Annotated in this window: 22 protein-coding genes; 7 read left to right on the forward strand and 15 right to left on the reverse strand. The window is 61.3% G+C overall.

The window, feature by feature from the left end; genetic code table 11:
* Nucleotides 1-54 precede the first annotated feature (54 nt).
* Nucleotides 55-726, reverse strand: a complete 672-nt coding sequence (locus ABIE40_RS03580; RefSeq protein WP_199626242.1) for a L,D-transpeptidase — start codon at nucleotides 724-726, stop codon at nucleotides 55-57.
* A 136-nt stretch (nucleotides 727-862) separates the two neighbouring features.
* Nucleotides 863-1,618: a L,D-transpeptidase gene (locus ABIE40_RS03585; RefSeq protein WP_112713071.1), complete on the reverse strand. Its 756-nt coding sequence runs from the start codon at nucleotides 1,616-1,618 to the stop codon at nucleotides 863-865.
* A 211-nt stretch (nucleotides 1,619-1,829) separates the two neighbouring features.
* Between ABIE40_RS03585 and ABIE40_RS03590 the strand changes: the two genes are divergently transcribed.
* Both ABIE40_RS03590 and ABIE40_RS03595 read left to right on the forward strand, forming a co-directional pair.
* On the forward strand, nucleotides 1,830-2,459 hold the full coding sequence (locus ABIE40_RS03590) for a DNA-3-methyladenine glycosylase I (protein ID WP_199626243.1): 630 nt from the start codon (nucleotides 1,830-1,832) through the stop codon (nucleotides 2,457-2,459).
* Entirely contained in the window at nucleotides 2,456-2,959 is a 504-nt protein-coding gene (locus tag ABIE40_RS03595; RefSeq protein ID WP_112713067.1) for a hypothetical protein, read from the forward strand. Before ABIE40_RS03590 ends, ABIE40_RS03595 begins: the two co-directional genes overlap by 4 nt.
* A gap of 3 nt (nucleotides 2,960-2,962) precedes the next feature.
* Here the strand turns inward: ABIE40_RS03595 and ABIE40_RS03600 are convergent, their stop codons facing one another.
* Nucleotides 2,963-3,652 carry an HAD family hydrolase gene (locus tag ABIE40_RS03600; protein ID WP_354540961.1) on the reverse strand — a complete coding sequence of 230 codons (690 nt, stop codon included), beginning with the start codon at nucleotides 3,650-3,652 and terminating at the stop codon, nucleotides 2,963-2,965.
* 257 nt (nucleotides 3,653-3,909) lie between these two features.
* Here ABIE40_RS03600 and ABIE40_RS03605 point away from each other — a divergent pair, with 257 nt between their 5' ends.
* On the forward strand, nucleotides 3,910-4,959 hold the full coding sequence (locus tag ABIE40_RS03605) for an aldo/keto reductase (RefSeq protein WP_130278984.1): 1,050 nt from the start codon (nucleotides 3,910-3,912) through the stop codon (nucleotides 4,957-4,959).
* Nucleotides 4,960-4,990: 31 nt separating this feature from the next.
* On the opposite strand, the gene ABIE40_RS03610 is transcribed toward ABIE40_RS03605, so the two are convergent.
* The 9 genes from ABIE40_RS03610 to ABIE40_RS03650 all read right to left on the reverse strand — a co-directional run bounded on the left by ABIE40_RS03610 (nucleotide 4,991) and on the right by ABIE40_RS03650 (nucleotide 10,024).
* Nucleotides 4,991-5,515 carry a TadE/TadG family type IV pilus assembly protein gene (locus ABIE40_RS03610; protein ID WP_130278983.1) on the reverse strand — a complete coding sequence of 175 codons (525 nt, stop codon included), beginning with the start codon at nucleotides 5,513-5,515 and terminating at the stop codon, nucleotides 4,991-4,993.
* The gene (locus tag ABIE40_RS03615) at nucleotides 5,515-6,033 is read right to left on the reverse strand and encodes a TadE/TadG family type IV pilus assembly protein (protein ID WP_199626245.1); all 519 of its coding nucleotides are present in this window, start codon (nucleotides 6,031-6,033) and stop codon (nucleotides 5,515-5,517) included. Before ABIE40_RS03615 ends, ABIE40_RS03610 begins: the two co-directional genes overlap by 1 nt.
* A complete protein-coding gene (locus ABIE40_RS03620) occupies nucleotides 6,030-7,334 on the reverse strand; it encodes a pilus assembly protein TadG-related protein (RefSeq protein WP_199626246.1) in 1,305 nt (434 codons plus the stop codon). Before ABIE40_RS03620 ends, ABIE40_RS03615 begins: the two co-directional genes overlap by 4 nt.
* A 183-nt stretch (nucleotides 7,335-7,517) precedes the next feature.
* Nucleotides 7,518-7,874, reverse strand: a complete 357-nt coding sequence (copM, locus tag ABIE40_RS03625) for a CopM family metallochaperone (protein WP_199626247.1) — start codon at nucleotides 7,872-7,874, stop codon at nucleotides 7,518-7,520.
* A gap of 71 nt (nucleotides 7,875-7,945) precedes the next feature.
* A complete protein-coding gene (locus tag ABIE40_RS03630; RefSeq protein WP_199626248.1) occupies nucleotides 7,946-8,311 on the reverse strand; it encodes a DUF2946 family protein in 366 nt (121 codons plus the stop codon).
* A gap of 43 nt (nucleotides 8,312-8,354) precedes the next feature.
* Nucleotides 8,355-8,666 carry a BrnA antitoxin family protein gene (locus ABIE40_RS03635; RefSeq protein WP_199626249.1) on the reverse strand — a complete coding sequence of 104 codons (312 nt, stop codon included), beginning with the start codon at nucleotides 8,664-8,666 and terminating at the stop codon, nucleotides 8,355-8,357.
* Entirely contained in the window at nucleotides 8,629-8,907 is a 279-nt protein-coding gene (locus tag ABIE40_RS03640; protein ID WP_130278978.1) for a BrnT family toxin, read from the reverse strand. Before ABIE40_RS03640 ends, ABIE40_RS03635 begins: the two co-directional genes overlap by 38 nt.
* A gap of 66 nt (nucleotides 8,908-8,973) precedes the next feature.
* Entirely contained in the window at nucleotides 8,974-9,735 is a 762-nt protein-coding gene (locus ABIE40_RS03645; protein WP_199626250.1) for a hypothetical protein, read from the reverse strand.
* 55 nt (nucleotides 9,736-9,790) lie between these two features.
* Entirely contained in the window at nucleotides 9,791-10,024 is a 234-nt protein-coding gene (locus ABIE40_RS03650; RefSeq protein WP_199626251.1) for a hypothetical protein, read from the reverse strand.
* Between the two features lie 134 nt (nucleotides 10,025-10,158).
* On the opposite strand from ABIE40_RS03650, the gene hisS reads away from it, so the two are divergent.
* The 3 genes from hisS (at nucleotide 10,159) to hisG (ending at nucleotide 13,637) form a co-directional block, all read left to right on the forward strand.
* Nucleotides 10,159-11,679 (forward strand): histidine--tRNA ligase, encoded by a 1,521-nt coding sequence (hisS, locus tag ABIE40_RS03655; protein WP_199626252.1) that lies wholly within the window; start codon nucleotides 10,159-10,161, stop codon nucleotides 11,677-11,679.
* 150 nt (nucleotides 11,680-11,829) lie between these two features.
* Nucleotides 11,830-12,945 carry an ATP phosphoribosyltransferase regulatory subunit gene (locus ABIE40_RS03660; protein WP_199626253.1) on the forward strand — a complete coding sequence of 372 codons (1,116 nt, stop codon included), beginning with the start codon at nucleotides 11,830-11,832 and terminating at the stop codon, nucleotides 12,943-12,945.
* A complete protein-coding gene (hisG, locus tag ABIE40_RS03665) occupies nucleotides 12,942-13,637 on the forward strand; it encodes an ATP phosphoribosyltransferase (RefSeq protein ID WP_112713045.1) in 696 nt (231 codons plus the stop codon). Before ABIE40_RS03660 ends, hisG begins: the two co-directional genes overlap by 4 nt.
* A 76-nt stretch (nucleotides 13,638-13,713) precedes the next feature.
* Here the strand turns inward: hisG and ABIE40_RS03670 are convergent, their stop codons facing one another.
* Entirely contained in the window at nucleotides 13,714-14,139 is a 426-nt protein-coding gene (locus ABIE40_RS03670) for a DoxX family protein (protein WP_130278972.1), read from the reverse strand.
* A 198-nt stretch (nucleotides 14,140-14,337) separates the two neighbouring features.
* Between ABIE40_RS03670 and ABIE40_RS03675 the strand changes: the two genes are divergently transcribed.
* Complete coding sequence (locus tag ABIE40_RS03675) at nucleotides 14,338-15,048, forward strand: glutathione binding-like protein (protein WP_199626254.1); 711 nt, start codon at nucleotides 14,338-14,340, stop codon at nucleotides 15,046-15,048.
* 64 nt (nucleotides 15,049-15,112) lie between these two features.
* On the opposite strand, the gene ABIE40_RS03680 is transcribed toward ABIE40_RS03675, so the two are convergent.
* Both ABIE40_RS03680 and ABIE40_RS03685 read right to left on the reverse strand, forming a co-directional pair.
* On the reverse strand, nucleotides 15,113-15,559 hold the full coding sequence (locus ABIE40_RS03680) for a hypothetical protein (RefSeq protein ID WP_025555502.1): 447 nt from the start codon (nucleotides 15,557-15,559) through the stop codon (nucleotides 15,113-15,115).
* Between the two features lie 140 nt (nucleotides 15,560-15,699).
* Entirely contained in the window at nucleotides 15,700-15,882 is a 183-nt protein-coding gene (locus ABIE40_RS03685; protein ID WP_130278970.1) for a hypothetical protein, read from the reverse strand.
* Nucleotides 15,883-15,982 lie beyond the last annotated feature (100 nt).

The raw sequence follows: 15,982 nt of genomic DNA on the forward strand, positions 1-15,982 counted from the left end.
AAACAAAAAGGGCGCCCGAAAGCGCCCTCTTCAATTCCATCGACCTAACAAATCTCAACCGCCAAACAGCGTCCTGAGCACGTCGATGCCGCGGTCCTGGAAGGCGACGTTGCCCTGCTTGTTGCCGGGGCCGACGACGATGACCTTGGTGCCGACGGGCACGCGTTCGTAGAGATCCTGCACGTCGTTATTGACCATGCGGATGCAGCCGGAAGACAGGTTCAGGCCGATCGTCCAGGGCTGGTTGGTGCCGTGGATGCGGAAAGCCGTGTCGCGGCCGCCCTGGTATAGATACATGGCGCGGGCGCCGAGCGGATTGTCCGGGCCGCCGGGCTGGAAGGCGGGCAGCTTGTGGCCGGCCTTGGCTTCGCGAGCGCGCATTTCCGGAGGCGGGGTCCAGCCCGGCCATTCAGCCTTGCGGCCGACCTTCACAACGCCGGACCAGCCGAAGCCTTCGCGGCCGACGCCGATGCCGTAGCGGGTGGCGCGGTTGTTGCCTTCGACGAGATAAAGATACTTGTTGGTCGTATCGACGATGACGGTGCCGGGGGCTTCATCGGTGACGAGGCGTACGACGCGCTTCTTGAACTGCGGCTTGACCGTCTTCACCTGCTTGACGCCGCGCACGGCGTCGGTTGCGGTCAGCTGAGGCTCGGCATGGGCAAGGCTCAACGTGCTGGCCAGTGCGATCGCAGTGGCTGCCGCAAGCCGGACAATATGCTTCATTCTCTATTCCCCTCTATTCAGGATCACGGCCAAGCTAGCCAATTTGCCCTGGATTTCAAGCTTGAGAGGGGTTTGCGCCGGTTTTTTGTGCTGCGGCGCGCCGTTCTTGCAACGGCCCGCCGCAGCCTTGCGGGCTTTAGATCACAATGACGCGGGTGCCGACGTTGACGCGTTCGTACAGGTCAGTCACGTCCTCGTTGCGCATGCGGATGCAGCCGGAGGAGACGGCACTGCCGATCGTCCAGGGCGCATTGGTGCCGTGGATGCGGTAAAGCGTCGAGCCGAGATACATGGCGCGGGCGCCGAGCGGATTTTCCGGGCCGCCATCCATGCGGGCGGGCAGGTAGTGGCCCTTGGCCGCCTCGCGGCTGACCATTTCGGAAGGCGGCGTCCAGTCCGGCCACTCGGCCTTGCGGGTGATCTTGTGCTCGCCGGCCCATTCGAAGCCCGGCTTGCCGACGCCCACGCCGTAGCGGCGCGCCTTGCCGTTTGCCATGACGAGGTAGAGGAAGCGGTTGTTGGTATCGATGACGATCGTACCCGGCCGTTCCTTGGTGTCGTAGTCGACCATCTGCGGCAGGAACTGCGGGTCGAACCGCTCGCGGATCACCGGAATGCCATCCGGGCGCACGACAGCAGCCTGCTGCACGGCGGCCGGAGCCTGGCGCATCACGCGCGGCTGATACTGGAAAAGCCCGCGCGGCTGCTGGCGGATGACCGGGCGCTGATAGACGACCGGGCGCACATTGCTGCCGCCAAGCTGGTTGATCCAGGGCGCCGTCAGGTCGGGGCTCAAAACGACGGGCGGGCGGCTCGCATAGCGGTCGTCGCCAAGCGCGGGCGAGGTCAGCAGGCCGATCAGGCCGGCTGTAATCAAAACGGATTTCATCATCGGACGGAACTCTCTACAAATGACCGAAAATGCTGGGGCGGGCACTTCCGCCTGGCGGGATGCTGCCACCGCTCCGGCCAGCGAATGGTAAAGATCGATTCATTAAACTGCGAAGCACCGGATAAACTTTTCGTCAGGGTTACTATCCGGTTTGGAAACGGGGTTTCTAAATGGTAAAGCCGCAATTGAAGCGTAAAATCAGTGGGGAAGCATGAGCGATACGGGCACGATTGCCGGCGATGACGGAAAGAGCCGGTGCCACTGGCACGCCAACCTTCCTGATTACATGCGCTACCACGACGAGGAGTGGGGGCGGCCCGTAACAGATGATATCCGCCTCTTCGAAAAGATCTGCCTCGAAGGTTTCCAGTCCGGTCTCTCCTGGCTGACGATCCTGCGCAAGCGCGAGAATTTCCGCGCTGCCTTCGCCGGTTTCGATTTCGAGAAGGTCGCACTCTTCGACGATGCGGATATCGAACGCTGCGTCGCCGATGCCGGCATCATCCGCCATCGCGGCAAGATCGTCTCGACGATCAACAATGCGAAACGCGCTATCGAGCTCAAAAAGGAATTCGGCTCGCTCGCCCGCTATTTCTGGAGCTTCGAGCCGGGTGCTGCCGACCGCCCCGGCGCCGTCGACCGCGCCTATATCGCCGCCAATCCGACGACGCCGGTTTCGGTGCGCATCTCCAAGGATTTGAAGAAGCGCGGCTGGACCTTTGTCGGCCCGACCACAGTTTATGCCTTCATGCAGGCCATGGGTCTTGTTAATGATCACGTCGAGGGCTGCTTCTGCCGCTCCGAAGTTGAATCCATGCGGAAAGCACTGGTACGTCCATGAGGAAATTGCTTGCGACAGCCGTTCTGATCGCCTTTGCCGCAGCACCTGCCCTGGCGCAGGCGCCGCAGCTCGATCCCGGCGAGAAGCTGGAAAAGCTTCAGTTCCCCGCCGTGACCATGCAGATCAAGGGCTGGACGAAGTTCGGCAACAGCCACGTCTTCACGCTGCCGGTCAAGGCCGGGCAGCACGTGAAGATCAGCTTCGAGACCCGCAGCCAATTCGCCTTTCTCGCCATCTTCGATCTGTCGAAAGCCGACGACGAGGCCTTCTTCGGCACGGATGAGGATGGATCGGCGCTCGATACCGTCGTCAAGGACGATACGACCTGGCTGCTCAGGCCCTATTATTCCAAGGTCTCGCCGCGCCGCGGTCTCGGCGCCCCCTATACGCTGATGATCGAGCCGCAGGCTCCGGGCACCGCCCCGCCCGCCGCCAAGCCGGAGACACCGCAGCGGCCGACGCTGTTCCCGCCGAAATCCGACGCGGGCGAAGAAGAGTAAGGCTTAGCCGAGCCCATCCAGCAGGTCCCGCAACTCGCCGAGATGCGGGATCTTGCGGAAACGCGGTGCATCGGATGGCTCGTCGATATGCTCCAGCACCCAGGTGAGCTCGTGCGGCACGAAGACGCCGTAGCTGCCTGCGGCAATCGCCGGCACGATATCCGACTTCAGCGAATTGCCGACCATCATCGCCCGCTCCGGCCCATCGCCGACCTTGGAAAAGATCCGCCGGTAGGTGACCGCCGTTTTGTCGGAGACGATTTCCACGGCGTCGAAGAAATCCCCGAGCCCCGATTGCGCCAGCTTGCGCTCCTGGTCGAACAGGTCGCCCTTGGTGATCAGCACCAGCAGGTAGTTGCCCGCCAGCGTCTCCAGCGTTTCCTGCACATGCGGCATGGTCTCGACCGGATGCGAGAGCAGATCGCGGCCGGTATCGAGGATCTGGGCGACCACGCTCGCCGGCACCTTGCCCTCGGTGATCTCGATCGCCGTCTCGATCATCGACAGCGTGAAGCCTTTGATGCCGAAGCCGTAATGCGCGAGGTTACGCTTCTCGGCCTCCAGCAGCCGCTCGGATATCTTCGGTCCCTCGGCGAAATCGGAGAGCAGCTCGGTGAACTGCGCTTCGGTCAGCCGGTAATATTGCTCGTTCTGCCAGAGCGTATCATCAGCATCGAAGCCGATCGTCGTCACGCGCGTGCTTGCTCATCGGATGCTCCCGCAATTCCCTCCAGGCGAATCTATCGGCGCCGGCCGCCGAGACAAGGGCTTTGTTTTTTGCCGGTCAGGTTGCCGCATGCAGTTGAAAAGCCGAAACACGCACTTACGTACATCATGCCTCATCAGCAGCCAGCCCCGGCTGTGCCTGTCCCGCAGGCCAATAATCAAAAACATTGCATTCCGCAGCCCGCAGGCACCCCCGCCTGTGGCAGTCACAAGGAAATTTCCGCATGAAATACAATCAGCTTGGAAACACGGGCCTCTTCGTCTCGGAGATCTGCCTGGGCACGATGACCTTCGGCGAAGCGCATGATGGCAACTTCTGGGGCGCCATCGCCGATGTCGATCAGGCCGCCGCCGACAAGATCGTCGAGCGCTCGCTGGCAGCCGGTGTCAACTTCATCGACACGGCCGACGTCTATTCCTTCGGTGAATCCGAAAGGCTTCTCGGGCAGGCGCTGAAGAACCTCAACGTTCCCCGCAAGGACGTGGTCATCGCCACCAAGGTCTACAGCGTCATGGGCGACAAGCCGAATGATCGCGGCGCCTCGCGCGGTCACATCATGGATTCGGTCGAAGCCAGCCTGAAGCGTCTGCAGACCGATCATATCGATCTCTACCAGATCCATGCGACCGATACGGTGACGCCGATCGACGAAACGCTGCGCGCCTTCGACGATCTCGTTTCCCAGGGCAAGGTGCGCTACGTCGGCGTCTCCAACTGGCAGGCCTGGCGCGTCGCCAAGGCTCTCGGCGTCTCCGAACGCCGCGGCTTCGCCCGCTTCGAAACCATCCAGGCTTACTATTCGATCGCCGGGCGTGATCTCGAGCGCGAGATCGTGCCGCTGATGAACGAGGAAAAGCTCGGCCTGATGGTCTGGTCGCCTCTGGCCGGCGGTCTGCTCTCCGGCAAATATGGCCCAGGCGCGCCCGGCAATGGTGAGGGCCGCCGCGCCAATTTCGATTTCCCGCCTGTCGACAAGGACAAGGCATGGGAATGCGTCGCGGTGATGCGCGAAGTTGCCGAGAAGCATGGCGCCAGTGTCGCGACCGTGGCGCTCGCCTATGTGCTGGCCAAGCCCTTCGTCACGTCGGTCATCATCGGCGCCAAGCGCATCGAGCAACTCGACCAGAACCTCGCCGCCACGCAGCTGAAGCTCGATGCCGACGATATGAAGAAGCTGGATGACGTCAGCGCGCTAGCGCCGGAATATCCGGGCTGGATGCTTTCCCGCCAGGGTGCCGCGCGCCGTCCGGAACCCTTCGAACCTAAGGCCTGATAACAGACGAGGCGCCGGCCCGCCCGGCGCCTCAATTGAACGCGACCGCGCTGATGAAGCGCGGCCGCGTGAAGGCGCGCTCGGCGAATGTCATCTGGCCGAAGCCGAGGATGCTCGAGAGCATCGTGTAGGTCGTGGCGCCCTCGACATAGATGACGGAATCGCCATCGGTGATTTGCGGCAGCGTCGAACTGTCGAGCACCTGCGCCTTCAGCAGGCTGACTGTGCCGCTCTCCTTCTTCCAGTCGAGCTTGTAGACCCCACCGGTTTTCTTGATGCTCGAGATCCTGAGCGCGCTCGGCGCCGTGCTGTTCTGCTGCAGATTGGTGAAGACGCCGTAGATATTGGAGACGAAGGTGGCGTCGATCGACGTCTGCCTGGAAATCACGTCCGCCACCACGCCATTGGCCTCGACGATGTTCTGATAGGTGCGGAACATGTCGAAGACGGCGACGCTGGCGATGAAGAAGAAGATCATCACCGGCGCGACGAAGGAAAATTCGATCGCCGAGGCGCCCGAGCGGCTTTTCAGAAACTCTTTCAGAATGCGGATCATCAGCCTGGCTCGTTCACGAAGGCAAAGCGCGAGGTCAGGCGCACGCCGCCGGTATTGTCTTTGGGAAGCGCCAGTCCGTAACCCAGCCCCGGCACCAGGGGATCGACGACATAGCAGGCGCGGGCAAAGACGATCTGCGAGCGCTGGCCGCCGGTATAGGTCGTCACCGGATCGATATTGACGCTGCGATCGACACAGGAGGTTTCCGAGGTCGGAAAGTCGGTCGATTTGCTGATCGGCGTGAATTCGATACGGATCGACTTGATGCAGTTGGTCAGGATGATTGCTTCGTCGCAGACCTTCTTCTTGAAATCGTCATAGGTGAAGTTCGAGCCTGTCACCTGCAGCGCGCGCGACCCGCGACTGACGGCGCGGTCGAGCATGATCGATTGCGTCATGATCCAGCCCGCCTCGAATGTGGAGAAGACGAGCGAGAAGACGATCGGTGCGAGGATGGCGAATTCGATACCCGCAGCCCCGGCGCGGTCCCGCCGGAGGCGCTTGAGAATGCCGGTCATTGCGTCAGCCTCAGCTTCTTGATCGATGTCGAGATCGACTTGAAGGCATCGCCGATGCCCGATCCCGAAGCCGGATAGTAATGGCCGGGGCTGGTGGCGCAGTTGGTCATCTGTGTCGTTGCATTGCCGCTCACCTCGAAGCCGATGGTGAAGACGGTGATGCCGCTCGACTTCGCCGCCGTGCAGACCGAGGAGAGCATCTTGGCCGTGTCGGTGGAGTTGATGATCTGCTTGTTGTCAGGCGCCTGGGTGACCGGGCGGCTGTAATCCTTTGGCCGGTACTGTTCGGTGATCGCGCCGTCGGTCATCAGCACGATGACCTTCATCGTATCCGGATCGCCGAAGGCCGCCGGACGGTTCGCGAATTTCGCATCCATCAGCTTGGCATCGACTGCCGCGTTGACGATGGTCTTTGCCGCCGGGTTCAGCAGCATGTAGCCCCATTGCATCGCATTCTGCGTGCCGGTGCCGTCATGCAGTTCGAGCTGTGTGATGCGGTTCTTCAGATAGGTGGCATCGTTGGAGAAATAGGTGATCGCCGTCGATTCCACCGGGCACCACCAGGGCTTCAGGTCGGTGCGCCCATAGTTCCACTGCGTGAAATGCGGAACCTGCGCCGCATCCTTGAAACTCGGCACGCTGCCGCCGAAGCCGGACGTGCTGAGCTCGATGCAAGACGAATTGGAGTGATCGCGCTTGGCGCCGAGCCTGTCGAAAATGGCCGAGCCGACATTCACATGGCCGGCATAGGGCACGATGGTGATCGTCGTGTAATCCTTGGTTTCGTCGGTCAGGACCTGATCGATGAACTGCTGGGCGGCCTTCTTCAGGTTCTTGATACGGTTGCCGTTCATCGAACCCGACATGTCGAGCATCAGCGACATCTCGATATTCTGCTTGGCTTCCTCCGCCGTCGAGACCGCCGCGACGCTGAGCTGGCGAACGCCGACGAGGTGGATGAAGGTCGTGTCCATCACATAGGCGGCGCTGGCGCTGATCTTCCGCGAGTTCAGCCCCTTCGTCTCGGTGAAGTTGACGGCCACATCCTGCGCATAGGGGAGGTTCTTCATGAAGCTGCGGAGCGTATCCTCGGGCTTCTCCTTCTGGGAGAGCGAGGCGGCGGCCAGCACGCCGCGGTCGAGACCATCCTGCAGTTCGACACGGATCGCCTCATAGCGCGCCAGATCGATCCCCGCGCCGCCCGCTGCAATCAGCGGCACCAGCAGCAGCGCAAAAACCATGGCGACATTGCCCTTGGTTTCGCCGGCAAGCATTCGCGCTTTCGAAAGAAGATGTCTCATCGCTTTTCCTAAGTTGATGAGACCGTTTGTATTTTAGATAAATTAGAATTTCGTAATCAAAACATTACTAAGTCGTTGTAAATAAAACGCAAAAATAGAGTTCTAATTTATCAAGTATCGAAATACGAGCAATCTGAGATGAGGAAGCGCCAGCTTTTCACCGGCGCCTCCAGTCATGATTGATTACTTAGCGTTTTTACTCAACCATGCGTTCATCTCGGCAATTTCCGCTTCCTGAGCCTTGATCACGGCTTCGGCGAGTTTGCGAATCTCGGGATCCTTGCCGTATTTGAGCTCGATCTTCGCCATGTCGATCGCGCCCTGGTGATGCGGGATCATGCCGCGAACGAAATCGACATCGGCATTGCCGGTCATCTTGACCATCATGTCCTTGTGCATCTTGGCATTGGCTTCGGCAAAGGCATGGCTGGAGGGGCTGTGATCGCCCATCGGTTTGCTCATATCCATCTGCATGTCCTCGGCAAATGCCGGGGCAGCGAAGGCAAGGGCGGAAATGATAGCGATGATTTTCATAGACATGCGAGGTCCTTCCTCTGTCTGACAAAAGAGAATGCACGATCACTGTCGTGCAGGCGTAGTCGCGGGAATTGTCAGACGAAGCGGGGAGGAGGGGCCTGCGGCGCCGGGCGCAGATCGGCAAGCACCCTGCCGGCAGCCGGTGCCGGATAGGCGAAAACAGGCTTTCCGCCATCGACGATCACCACAGCCGCGGGTGTCACCAGACAGTAGGAGCAGGTCGTCATGTGGCCGGGATTGCCGGGCGAACACGGATCCTTCGCCGCGTCCTGCCCATGATCCATCGCCATATGGTGGGGCGTACCCATTCCGGGCATGTCATGCTGCATGCCGGAAGCGGCCGGCTGGCTCATCGACGCGCACATCGGACAGCCCGCCCAGGCGGACGCGCTGAACGTCAGCCACCCCAATATCATCGCCATGATCGCAACGAAACGCATGAGCCGAAGATAGGTGAGGGCGCCTGCTTCGCCAAGAGGCGGATCAGAGCTTGGCGGCTTTTCTCAGGACCTCGTTGATCCGCCCCTGCCAACCCTTGCCGGTCGCCTTGAAGGCATCGATCACATCAGGATCGAGCCGCAGCGAAATCTGCCGCTTCGGCTTCTCGACCGCAGGCCTGCCCCGCGCCCGGCGAATGCTCTCGGCCAGCTCCGGGAAGACCTCGGCGAAGGGCCGGGCATTCTTGAAGTCTTCCTCGGTCCATTCGGGATTGTCGGGGTCTTCAGCGATGCCACGCTGAATCCGCGCCTCTTCCTCGTCAGTGAGGGCGGGAATGATCCGCTTGGATTTGCTCATAGAGTTTCCTCTCTTTCCGGCTCGCGGGCCGCATCGAGATGATCGAAATGCCCTCGCTCCCCAAGGTCGCGAAGACGACCGCAAGAATATCCCCGATAGCAAAGCCGATCGCCTTCAGCCGCCTATCCCGGGCGTCGATGATCACAGCATCCGCAAAGAATTCGAGATCTAGCTCGCGAAAGTCGAGGCCGTGCTTTGCCAGATTTCTAAACCGCTTCGGCTCATCCCAAACGATCTTCACCTCAATGATATCCGATATTAAAAGTGATACAATAAATTCTGGATTGCAACCAGAATAAGATGCATCTCAATAGTCGGCAATCACCTGATGGACGATCTGGTAGTCGCGGCTTTCCTCGCCGAGCGGCGCGACCGGCCAGCTCCAGGATGCCTTTATGTCCCGCGGCACCGAGACGCCCTGCAGCAGGTCGGCCGTCTCGTGCGTCTTTCCCGTCCGGTCGATGACGGCATAGGAGATATCGGTGACGAGGCAGTTGGCGCAGGGCAGGGCCCGCAGCCCCTCGATATGTGCGGCGATCAATCGCTGCACGGTATCATCAGGCATTGCGCTGCCTTGCTCCGCCTCGAAACGCCGCTTCACTCCGCGGCCGATCTGCGACAGCAGGTTCGCCGAGATCACCAGATCGAGATAGGGGACGCCGCGCAGAAAGCCGAGCGGCTCCGCATTGCCCGTCTGTCGCAAATCGTCATAGCCGGAGAGATCACGCTCGATCAGCCGGACGTTCCGGTACCCCTTCGCCCTCAGCCACAGCCGCACAGAGGCGAGATGCACGAGATCGACCAGCACGACCGTATCGAAGGTCTTCGCCAGCGCCTCGATCGGCACGTCACGCAGCAGTCCAGACCCGAGCACGACAACCGTCCGCTTCTGCCGAAGAGCGGCAGCCGCCGTTAGCATCGCCGCCCGGCTCTTCTCCTCATGCACCGCCCATGAACTGCTGCAGCGCCGGGCGCGCGACCAGAGATTGACGGAATAGCGGATATAGCCGCGGTGGGCCTTGGTCGTCACGGGAACTGTGGCGGCATACTGGAGGATTTCGGCGATCATGGAATTCTACTGGTACGTTCCCGGCAATATAGACTGCGTGCGTCGCGGAAAGCGACTAATCGGTCAGGCCGAGGCGCCGCCGCAAGAAATCGTCCATGGTATCGGCCGATTCCCCGCTTTCGATACTGTCCAGCTCGGCTTCTGCCTCCTCAAGGTCCTGCGCGTCCTCGACATATTGCTGGATGACCTGGAAGACATAATCCTCGACAGACATCTCAGCCTCGGCGGCGTGCTCGGCGATGATTGCGTGCATTTCATCGGGCATTTCGATGGTCATGATCTTGGTCATCGCCGGGCTCCTTTTCGCGGGAAATCTATAGCAGCGGGCGGCGCTGTTCGCCAGCCGTTGCCCTTGCCGCCCCCGGCTCGTTCCTCTAAGAGAACCCTTCATTCAGCAGTTTGGAAAATCTGGCCAGTAACCCTATGAACGACAAGCAGAAGAAACCGCAAAAGCTCAAGGCCCGCCTGCCGCGTGGCTTCGTTGACCGCTCGGCTGCCGATATCCGCGCCGTCAACGAAATGACCGCGAAGATCCGCGAGGTCTATGAGCATTATGGTTTCGATCCTGTCGAAACGCCGCTCTTCGAATATACGGATGCGCTCGGCAAGTTCCTGCCGGATGCCGACCGTCCGAACGAGGGCGTCTTCTCGCTTCAGGATGATGACGAGCAGTGGATGAGCCTGCGCTACGACCTGACGGCGCCGCTCGCCCGCCATGTCGCTGAGAATTTCAACGACATTCAGCTGCCCTACCGCACCTATCGCGCCGGCTACGTGTTCCGCAACGAAAAGCCCGGCCCCGGCCGCTTCCGCCAGTTCATGCAGTTCGATGCCGATACGGTTGGCGCACCCGGTGTGCAGGCCGATGCCGAAATGTGCATGATGATGGCCGATACGCTCGAAGCCCTCGGCATCAAGCGCGGCGATTACGTGATCCGCGTCAATAACCGCAAGGTTCTTGACGGCGTGCTCGAAGCGATCGGCCTCGGCGGTGACGACAAGGCCGCCCAGCGCCTCAACGTACTGCGCGCCATCGACAAGCTCGACAAGTTCGGCCCCGAGGGCGTCGCCCTGCTGCTCGGTCCCGGCCGCAAGGATGAGTCCGGCGACTTCACCAAGGGTGCCGGTCTCGACCAGAGCCAGATCGACAAGGTCCTCTTCTTCGTCGGCATCAAGGACTATGCCGAAAGCGCAGACAAGCTCGCCGAGCTGGTGGCCGGTACGTCCAAGGGCGGCGAAGGCGTCGAGGAACTGAATTTCATCGGCAGCCTCGTCACCAGCGGCGGTTACGACAGCACCCGCATCAAGATCGACCCTTCGGTCGTCCGCGGCCTCGAATATTACACCGGCCCGGTCTACGAAGCCGAGCTGCTCTTCGACGTCACCAACGAGAAGGGCGAAAAGGTCATCTTCGGTTCGGTCGGCGGCGGTGGCCGTTATGATGGCCTCGTCTCCCGCTTCATGGGTCAGCCGGTTCCGGCGACCGGTTTCTCGATCGGCGTCTCGCGCCTGATGACGGCGCTGAAGAACCTCGGCAAGCTCGGCCAGAGCGAGGTCATCGAGCCCGTTCTCGTCACCGTCATGGACGGCGATGTCGAGGCGATGGGCCGCTATCAGCGCCTGACGCAGGAGCTGCGCGCCGCCGGTATCCGCGCCGAGATGTTCCAGGGTAACTGGAAGAAGTTCGGCAACCAGCTGAAATATGCCGACCGCCGCGGCTGCCCCGTCGCCATCATCCAGGGTGGTGACGAGCGGGCGCAGGGCGTCGTGCAGATCAAGGACCTGATCGAGGGCAAGCGCCTCTCCGGTGAGATCGAGGACAATGCCAGCTGGCGCGAAGCACGCGTCGCGCAGGAAACCGTCCCGGAAGCCAATCTCGTCGCCAAGGTGAAGGAAATCCTGGCGGCTCAGGCGGAAGACCGGAAGCGGGCGTCGAATGCGTGACCTTCCCCTCCCCAACCCCTCCCCACAAGGGGGAGGGGCTTCACGCGGCGCTGTCTCGCGCAATGCCGCAACTGAGAGATTTCCGGCCTCGCTCGGCGAGTGCCGCGGGTTAGTCACTCCCCCTTGTGGGGAGGGGTTGGGGAGGGGACTTTGATCAATCTACCCAACTTCGCCACCGACCTCCTCACCGAGTTCGCCACCCGCAAGACCGAGCGGATCGACACGCCCGTCATTCAGCCGGCCGAACCCTTCCTCGATATCGCCGGCGAAGACCTTCGCCGCCGTATCTTCATGACGGAGAGCGAGACCGGCGCCAGCCTCTGCCTGCGCCCGGAATTCACCATTCCCGTCTGCCTGCGCCACATCGAGACCGCGACCGGCACGCCGAAGCGCTATTCTTATCTCGGCGAGGTCTTCCGCCAGCGCCGTGATGGCGGCAACGAGTTCTATCAGGCCGGGATCGAAGATCTTGGCGAGACCGATACGGCGAGCGCCGATGCGCGCGCTATCGGCGATGCCGTCGCCATCCTGCAGCGGCTGATCCCCGGCAAGACCTTTTCGACCGTTCTCGGCGACCAGGCGGTCTTCGAAGCTGTCGTCCAGGCGCTTGGCCTGCCGCTCGGCTGGCAGAAGCGGCTGATCCACGCCTTCGGCAACATGACGCAGATCGAGGCGCTGCTGGCCAGCCTCGTCAGCCCTCAATTCGTCACCGGTCTCGACGATGAGATCGCCAGGCTCGTGGCAGCAGGCGACGACCAGGCGCTGATCGCCCATATCGACCAGACGATGGAAGCGACCGGCTATTCCACCAATGCCAGCCGTTCGCCCGCCGATATCGCCCGCCGCCTCAAGGAGAAGCTGGTGCTCTCCGAAACCCGGCTCGATGACGATGCCTTCCGCGTGCTCGAAGAATTCCTGTCGCTGAACGTGCCGCTGGCCGATGCATCCTCGGCGCTGGCAGGCTTTGCCGATGCCGCCGGCCTGAAGATCGGCACCGCGCTCTCGCATTTCGACAGCCGTTTGGCGGCACTCTCCAATGCCGGTCTCGATCTCTCATCGATGGATTACCGCGCCGCCTTCGGCCGCCCGCTGGATTACTATACCGGCCTCGTCTTCGAGGTCAGCGTCGAGGGCTCGTCGGCGGTTCTCGCCGGTGGCGGCCGCTTCGACAGGCTGTTGAACTTCCTCGGCGCCCGCGAACGCATCCCGGCCGTCGGCTTCTCGCTCTGGCTCGACCGCATCGAAACGGAAAGGGCAGCGGCATGACCGTTACCATCGCACTGCCGTCCAAGGGCCGCATGAAGGACGATGCCTCGGCGATCTTCGAACGCGCCGGCATGAAGATATCAGCCGTCGGCAACGACCGCTCCTATCGCGGCCGCGTCGAAGGCTGGGATGATGTCGAGGTCGCCTTCCTGTCGGCTTCGGAAATCTCCCGCGAACTCGGCAACGGCTCGATCGATTTCGGCGTCACCGGCGAGGATCTGGTGCGCGAGGGCCTGGCAGAGACCGACAAGCGCGTCGAATTCTGCGCCCGCCTCGGCTTCGGCCATGCCGATGTCGTCGTCGCCGTTCCGGAAATCTGGCTTGATGTCGATACGATGGCCGATCTCGGCGATGTCGCCGCCGACTTCCGCGCCCGCCACGGCCGCCGCTTGACCATCGCCACCAAATACTGGCGCCTGACGCAGCAGTTCTTCTCCAGCCAGCACGGCATCCAGCTCTATCGTATCGTCGAGAGCCTGGGCGCCACCGAGGGCGCGCCTGCATCCGGCTCGGCCGATATCATCGTCGATATCACCTCCACCGGCTCGACGCTGCGGGCAAACCACCTGCGCGTCCTGAACGACGGTGTCATCCTGCGCTCGGAGGCATGCCTCGTGCGTGCCCGCAAGGAAAGCCACGCGGCAGAACCCGTCGTGGCGAAGATCGTTGCTGCCGTCCGCGGCGCTCTCTGATTTTTCAGCATGCTGAAAACGAAAAAACCCGCCGTCGCGAGACGGCGGGTTTCTTTATGCTTGGGAGGGCTTCGGCTTAGGCCGTAAGAGCCGATACACCGCGGCGGGCGTCGATCGAGTAGGCACCGGCACCGACCGTTGCGAGTAGGATGTAGGCACCAGCCAGCGTGAAGTTCTTCATGACCATGATCTGGTTCAGGATGTTCACGAGTTCAGCACCGCTTGCATAGGGGAGGTGGAAGACGACGGCGGTGAACACACAGAAGGCAGCGAGCAGCCAGCCGACGATGCGAACCTGGAAGCCGACGAGAACGGCAAGGCCGGTCAGCAGTTCGAAGAGGCCTGCGAGATAGGTCAGCGCGGTTGCGGCCGGAAGGCCAGCACCGGCGATCATGCCGGCAGTGCCAGCCGGGTCGGTGATCTTGCCGAAGCCGGCGAGGATGAACATGAACGACAGCAGGATGCGGGCAAGCACGAGAAGAAGGCTAGAGGTATTCGACATGGACGTAATCTCCGTTTGAATGACTGTGAGATCCGCTGATCTCGTTGGCCATACTTGTCGCGCATTTTGTCGCAGCTGGAAAGATAAACGAACGGGGACGGTTCGTTCAGTATTTTGAAACGATCGTCTCTTGAAGGCGGCTTGTCTTCCCGGCGGTCGCTCTCTTATGGTCGGCCACCAACCCCCACGGAGATTTCAATGGCAGACCTTTCAAGCTTCCCGATCACCGAGCGCTGGCCGGCAAAGAACCCGGATGTCATCCAGCTCTATTCGCTGCAGACGCCGAATGGCGTGAAGATCTCGATCGCGCTGGAAGAGCTCGGTCTGCCCTATGAGCCGCATTATGTCGGCTTCGCTCAGAACGACCAGAAATCCGCGGAATTCGTCTCGCTCAATCCGAACGGCCGCATACCCTCGATCATCGATCCCGATGGTCCGGATGGCAAACCGATCGGCCTCTTCGAATCCGGCGCCATCCTGCTCTATCTCGCCGAGAAGACCGGCAAGCTGATCCCTGCCGATGCCGCCGGCCGCTACGAGACCATCCAGTGGGTCTTCTTCCAGATGGCCGGCATTGGCCCGATGTTCGGGCAGTTCGGCCATTTCTACAAGGCGGCAGCCGATAAGGTCGCCAACAACAGCTATCCGATGGAGCGCTACCGCGATGAGGCCAAGCGCCTGCTGAGCGTGCTGGAGAGCCGCCTGCGGGGCCGCCAGTGGATCATGGGCGATGAATACACCATCGCCGACATCACCACCTTCCCGTGGATCCGTGGCGCCGACATCTTCTATGGCGGCCGCGAGGTGCTGGAATACGCGAAATTCCCGGCAGTGATGGCCTGGCTGGAGCGCTGCATCGCCCGCCCGGCAAGCGCCAAGGGGCTGAACATCCCGGTCAAGCCGGTGTAAGCCAAACAGCAAAGGCCGGTCGAAGGACCGGCCTTTTTTCAATTCTGTGCCTGCGCAGTGACGCTTACTGGCGGCTCGCCATCTGGTTGGCGTTGTCGAGCTTGAAGCGCGGGAAGATGAAGACGCCGACCATGCTGCCGCTGTACTTCTCTTCCAGTCCGGCAGACTCGCCCATGCAGAACAGCGGCTGGCGGAAGCCGTTCGGCATGACGATGGTCGTCGAGAAGCAGAAGGACGAGGAGAGCGTCGCGGCCTGCTCGAAGAGCGCCAGGATATGGGCGCGATCCTTCACGTCGTAACAGCGCATCAGGCTGAGCAGCCCGCATTCCCGGCCGGCGAGACCGTGAAGCATCGAGCTCCATTCGCCAAGCTGGATGACACCGCTGGAGAAATCGCCGTTCCACGCTTCAGAGACGGAAAACTGCGCCAGCATTTCCTGGTTGTGATGGGTCAGATCAAAGGAGCCAGGCGTAAGAGGGGCTGCAACATTGGCTTTGGCGATCTTGAACAAATGGGGTTCCCCGTGTCGTGCGCAGTTCTATGCAGCGCTCGTGCGGTGTGACGAAAACATCTTCATGCGACACCGGTCATCATGTCCGGGCGTGAGCAAAATACGGCGCCGCCAATGCGGAACCCCTCTCATGCTCTATTTCAAAATTCTGGCGCGGAATGCTCTGCAGCCGGCGTCATTTGCAAAATACGGTCTTCCGCTGGCGGGCGGAAAAATATCGTCATGCACTGCAATTTGCAGCGCGGATTTATAGGCAGTTTTTGAGAGGCGGCAAATGCTTTTTCGGGGGTAATCCGCAACGCGAAGGATGCGATATATTGCATGCTTCTATAAAAGGTAGAAGAAATCAAAGTAAAAAGTTGCCCGTTTTGTGAGATGTAAACGGTTACGCTTCGCAAAAATTTCACACTGCAGCGGTGAAAC

It is taken from the genome of Rhizobium sp. OAE497, from assembly GCF_040546565.1.
Taxonomy (GTDB): Bacteria; Pseudomonadota; Alphaproteobacteria; order Rhizobiales; family Rhizobiaceae; genus Rhizobium.